Source organism: Pseudonocardia ammonioxydans (assembly GCF_900115005.1).
GTDB classification, from domain to species: Bacteria; Actinomycetota; Actinomycetes; order Mycobacteriales; family Pseudonocardiaceae; genus Pseudonocardia; species Pseudonocardia ammonioxydans.
Window position 1 is genome coordinate 1 of sequence record NZ_FOUY01000117.1, and the last position, 3539, is coordinate 3539.

At 64.3% G+C, this 3539-nt stretch carries 4 protein-coding genes; all 4 read right to left on the reverse strand.

The features are described 5' to 3' along the window. Positions 1-68: 68 nt before the first annotated feature. Complete coding sequence (locus BM093_RS34335) at positions 69-371, reverse strand: BLUF domain-containing protein (protein ID WP_093357532.1); 303 nt, start codon at positions 369-371, stop codon at positions 69-71. 77 nt (positions 372-448) lie between these two features. Next, positions 449-1312 (reverse strand): hypothetical protein, encoded by an 864-nt coding sequence (locus BM093_RS34340; protein ID WP_093357538.1) that lies wholly within the window; start codon positions 1310-1312, stop codon positions 449-451. Between the two features lie 395 nt (positions 1313-1707). Next, entirely contained in the window at positions 1708-2310 is a 603-nt protein-coding gene (locus BM093_RS34345; RefSeq protein ID WP_093357542.1) for a superoxide dismutase, read from the reverse strand. 212 nt (positions 2311-2522) lie between these two features. Continuing rightward, positions 2523-3257, reverse strand: coding sequence for a TetR/AcrR family transcriptional regulator (locus tag BM093_RS34350; protein ID WP_177238893.1), 735 nt, complete (start codon positions 3255-3257; stop codon positions 2523-2525). Between the last annotated feature and the right edge of the window lie 282 nt (positions 3258-3539).

Genomic DNA, 3539 nt, shown 5'->3' on the forward strand with positions numbered 1-3539 from the left:
AATCACTCGTCTACCAGGGGCTCTTCTACTTTCCGGGCCCGCCACGCCGGGCACGACCAACCGCATGATCACCAGGTTGGAAAGGGTTCAGTGTCGACATATCCGGACTCGAGCACGGTGACGTCCTCGTGGCGAGGATCGCAGCGAATCTGGTCGAACAGTTGCTCGACCGTCATCCGGTCGCCTTCCAGGACTTGGGCAAAGTAGTGGTCGGTGATGAGCAGGGCGCCAGTGATGTGCGCATCCTTGTTCCGGTGGCGTGCGTGCAGGAAAATATCAGCGAGCACTTTCTTGCGATGGCCGACTGGGATCCGGCTGTGACTGCGGTAGATGATCCGGAAAACCGGCTTCGGCTGTTCTGAGGCGGTCACAGCTACCTTCTTTCAGTATCGACTGGAACGATCAGGGTCGGGGCCGGACCTGCAGGTCAATGCGTATGGTACCGGTGTCAGGAAGTCCAGCGGTAATCATCGATCAGCTCGTCAAGCGCGATGGGCCGCCCCAACAGCGAACTCCTATCCCTGATCAGACGCGTCAGCTCCGTGAGGTCTGCGGTGGACGCTCCTAGCCGTTCCCGGCGCTCGATCACTGACTCCACGGCCTGCAGATCGAGGTTCGACCACGCGCCGCAGTCGTCCTGAGCCGCCGGCATGGCGGTATCGGCAACCCGCTTTAGTCTCAGGAATCGCTTGGCAGCGTTATTCAGAATCGCCTCCAGAACGGGGCGAGATTCAGGGCCAACGTTCGCCAACGCTCGCATCATGGCGGCGTTGAGATCGTACCAGAATCCAATGAGTGCAGCATCGGTGGTCTCAGGGTCGAGGAGCTGTTCAGTGTAGAATATCGGAGAGCCGAGACTGCTCAGCTCTGTCGACCAGTTCGTTTGCTCCCTGTGGTCTCCTCGAACCAGGACGATGGTGGTGCTGTAACCGATTCTCATGGTTGACCCCAGCACGACTGCTTCGAGCCAGTGAGTTCCGGGGCTGTCGGTCTTTTGTGGCAATGTCGACACAGTTGCCATGTCTCGGACTAGCAGGATATCGGCGGAGCCGGCTGCTCGACACTGGGTTGCTGCCGTGATCATGGAGAACTCGTGGAAGTCCTGGGTCGCGACGACGACTCCCCAGGCTTGGTCGAGCGCGGACTGGAGATCGTGGGCCAGAGTGGCTCTGGCATCTTCGGCGACGGTGATGAGGCTGCGTGCCGGGTTGACGCCCCAGAGCCTCACCAGGCGGTGGCCCGTGTCGAGTATGGCGGCAGCGGTCCCAGCTGCAAGATCGCCGCTACCAAGAACGGCGACTGTCTTCGTCATGGCTGTCCCTCTGCTTCGCTGGGTGGAAGGCCGAGGCAGGAAGCATTGACCCTCACCTGGGCTTCAGGTCAAGGGCCGCGCTGGTCGCTCTGGAGAGTGTCCGAGAATCGATCGGGTGCTCGGAGTTCTGTCGTACCTGTTGGCACACCGCCGGCGTTGTATGTGCGACCGGTGCGGGGTGGAGCCGCCGAGGCGGATCGCCGACTTCTGGATTGCTGAGCTGCCTTGGCGCGCTGCCTGGAAGGCGAGACATTCGGGCGACGGCAAGCGTGTTGCTGGGCCCGGGCGTCGCAGCGCTGTGCCGGTGAGAGCAGGTCGGCCGGGTCGCGCGTCGGCTGAGCGCGACTGAGGCGATCGGTCCGCGGACCGCTCCAGCCGCGCCTCGACCGGATCCCTCAGCTGGCCCGGGCGGTGGTGAAACGCTGCTGAGCGTCGGCCCAGTTGACGACGTTCCACCAGGCCTTGACGTAGTCGGGCTTGACGTTCTTGTACTGCAGGTAGAAGGCGTGTTCCCACATGTCGAGCATGACCAACGGGACCTGACGAGCGGGCAAGTTGGCCTGCTGATCGTAGAGCTGGTGTACCAGCAGGCGCTGTCCGAGCTGATCCCACCCGAGGACGGCCCAACCGGAGCCTTGGATCGTGGTCGCGGCCGCGGCGAAGTGCGCCTGGAACGCGTCGAACGAACCGAAGTGTTCGTCGATCGCAGCGGCGAGCTCGCCGCTGGGCTTGCCGCCGCCGTCGGGCGACATGTTCTTCCAGAATATCGAGTGGTTGACGTGGCCGCCAAGGTTGAAGGCGAGGGTCTTCTCCAGGCCGACAATCGCACCGAAGTCGTTCTTGTCGCGCGCCTCGGCGAGCTTGTCGAGCGCGCCGTTCAGTCCGTTGACGTAGGTCTGGTGGTGCTTTGAGTGGTGCAGCTCCATGATCTCTCCCCCGATGTGCGGGGCGAGGGCGCCGTAGTCGTAGGGCAGATCCGGGAGGGCGTAAGGGCTCATGGGGTTAGTCTTCATCCTCAAGTCCGGTTGAGTTCTACTGGAGTGTGGCGAAGAGCACACTTCTACTTCTGTGTACGCCGGACTCCCGGCCGCGTCGGACACTCGGTGATGGTCGACCTGGCGTGGAGCTGGTCGACCGTCACTCTGCGTTCGTGCCTCTGCCAATCACCTGTCCGATGCGCGGCCCTCATCGCCGTTCCCCGGCGCCAAGATCACGGCTCCGATTCATCCGTGGTCTGCGCCGCTACTGCGGCGATGCCCTCGGTCAAGACCGCTAGTCCGGAGCGATACGCCCGGGCGCTCCCGGAGGCCTTGGCCGACGCCTGGCGGGCCACGGCTCCGATCCGCACTGCACGCGCGAAGTTCCCCCAGTCGGACCAGTCTGTCAGGTCCGGCTTGATCGCGCCCCACCCCCGCGCGTCGGCGGGTTCGCCCGAGTGAGTCGGCTCAGCCGCAGTCGCTGCGCGCCCGACACCTTGCACGAAGACCAGTAACAGGGTCAGGCAGTCGTCGACGGCTATGTCGGGGAGTCCGAGGTCGTCGAATGCCGACAGCTCGTGCTCGTATTTCGCCATCACGCCGGGCCCGGGCGGAAGCTGTGTCGAGACTAGGCAATCGATCCACGGATGATCTGCGAGCAGCGCCAGATTGGCGTCGGCGACCCTCACCAGCCGCTCCCGCCAGTGGAGGTGCTGGAGTGGACCGCGCGGCATCTGCAGGTACACGGTGTCCACCATGAGTGCGAGCAGTGTCGCCTTGTCGGCGATGTAAGGGTAGAGCGACATGGTCCCCACGCCCAGCTCGCGTGCCACTGCGCGCATACTCACGCCCTCGATACCGTCGCGGTCGGCCAGGCGCAGTGCCGCAGCGACGACGGTGTCGACATCCAGCGACGGCCGCGGTCCGCGCTGACCACGTGGCCGCGCGCGACGCCACAGCAGTGCCACCAACTGGGCATACCACTCGGGTACGGGAGGCGGCGTCGTCATCGCAGACCGAAGACCTCCCATGGCAGACGAGATCCGGGCCAGGGGATGGCCGAGGCTCGGGAGCGGATCGGCGGTTCGCAGTGGCTTCGCCGTCCCTCGCGGGCAACGGGTCCCTGCGGGCTGGAATGTCACAGTATTGAACCATGCTCGCTGATAGACAGCACGCTGTCGTTTACAGTGAAGAAGAAGGACCGACCCGACCACACCCGGCCACGACCACGCCTGGAGGAAGCACCGGAT